At 71.2% G+C, this 1626-nt stretch carries 1 protein-coding gene; it reads left to right on the plus strand.

Translation table 11 applies throughout. The features are described from left to right. On the plus strand, positions 1–1626 hold a 1626-nt coding region (locus G4D86_RS51605), incomplete at both ends, for a non-ribosomal peptide synthetase (protein WP_164003080.1).

Raw genomic sequence — 1626 nt, forward strand, 5'->3', positions numbered from 1 at the left:
TCTGCATGGAGCGCGGCGTGGACATGGTGGTGGCCGTGCTCGCCATCCTCAAGGCCGGCGGCGCCTACGTCCCCATGGACCCGGCCTACCCGCGTGAGCGCCTGGCCTTCATGCTCCAGGACTGCGGGGCGCCTCTCGTCCTCACCCAGCGCCACCTGTCCGAGCGCATGGAGGGCTCCGGCGTCGAGGCCCTCTACCTCGACGACGTGGCCGTGCTCGAGCAGCTCTCGCGCGAGTCCGAGGCCAACCCGCCTCACGTCACCTCGCCCCAGCACCTGGCCTACGTCATCTACACCTCGGGCAGCACCGGCAGGCCCAAGGGCGTCATGGTGCAGCACGCGTCGGTGATGAACCTGCGCGCCGCGCTGGCTTCCGCTGTCTACGCTGACGTGAAAGTCGCGCTGCGCGTCAGCCTCAACGCGCCCCTGTCCTTCGACGCCTCGGTGAAGCAGCTCATCCAGGTGGCCGACGGACATGCTCTGTGCGTCGTACCGCAGGCCGCGCGCGAGGACGTGGCGCTGCTCAAGGCGTGGGTGGAGAAGCACCAACTCGACGTGCTCGACTGCTCTCCTTCCCACCTGCGCCTGCTGCTGGAAGAGGGCCTCGCCGCCTCCAGGCGGCTGCGCGTGCTGGTAGGCGGTGAAAACGTGGACGAGGCGCTGTGGGCGAAGCTGTCAGCCCACCCCTTCATCCGCTGCTTCAACGTCTATGGCCCCACCGAGTGCACGGTGGACACCACCGCGCGTGCCGTCCATGGCGCTCCGGGCCGGCCCACCCTGGGTGGCCCCCTGGCCAACGTGCAGGTGTACGTGCTCGACGAGCGCATGCAGCCGGTGCCCACCGGTGTCCCCGGTGAGCTCTTCATCGGCGGCGCCGGCGTGGCGCGCGGCTACCTCGGCCGCCCCGAGCTCACCGCAGAGAAGTTCGTGCCAGATGCGTTCGGCGGCACCGAGGGCGCGCGGCTGTACCGCACGGGCGACAAGGCCCGGTGGCTGGCTCACGGCGAGCTGGAGTACCTGGGCCGCATCGACTTCCAGGTGAAGCTGCGCGGCTTGCGCATTGAGTTGGGTGAAATCGAAACCGCGCTGGAGGAAGTGGCGGGAGTCCGACGCGCCGTGGTGCTCGCACGCGAGGACGTGCCCGGCAACCGGCGTCTGGTGGCCTACGTCGTGGGCGGAGCCGAAGCCTCCGAGGACGTGCTGCGCGAGGCACTCGCCGCCCGCCTGCCCCAGTACATGGTGCCCTCCGCCTTCGTCGCGCTGGAGACGATGCCGCTGACGTCCAACGGCAAGGTGGACCGCAGGGCCCTGCCCGCCCCGGAGTCCTCTGCCTCCGCTTCCGAATACGTCGCCCCGCGCACTCCCACCGAGGAAATCCTCGCCTCCCTCTGGGCCGGGCTGCTGCGCGTGGAGAAGGTCAGCGCGGAGGATGACTTCTTCGCGCTCGGCGGCCACTCCCTCCTGGCCACCCAGGTGGTGTCTCGCGTCCGCTCCGCCCTCGGCGTCGAGCTGCCCCTGCGCGCCCTCTTCGAGGCCCCCACCCTCGCGGGCCTCGCCAGGCGGGTGGAGCAGGCCACTCGCAACTCCGCCCTGCCCGAGCTGAGCGCCGCGCCCGTGGGCCCCCGGG

Source organism: Pyxidicoccus caerfyrddinensis, from assembly GCF_010894405.1.
Classification (GTDB): Bacteria; Myxococcota; Myxococcia; order Myxococcales; family Myxococcaceae; genus Myxococcus; species Myxococcus caerfyrddinensis.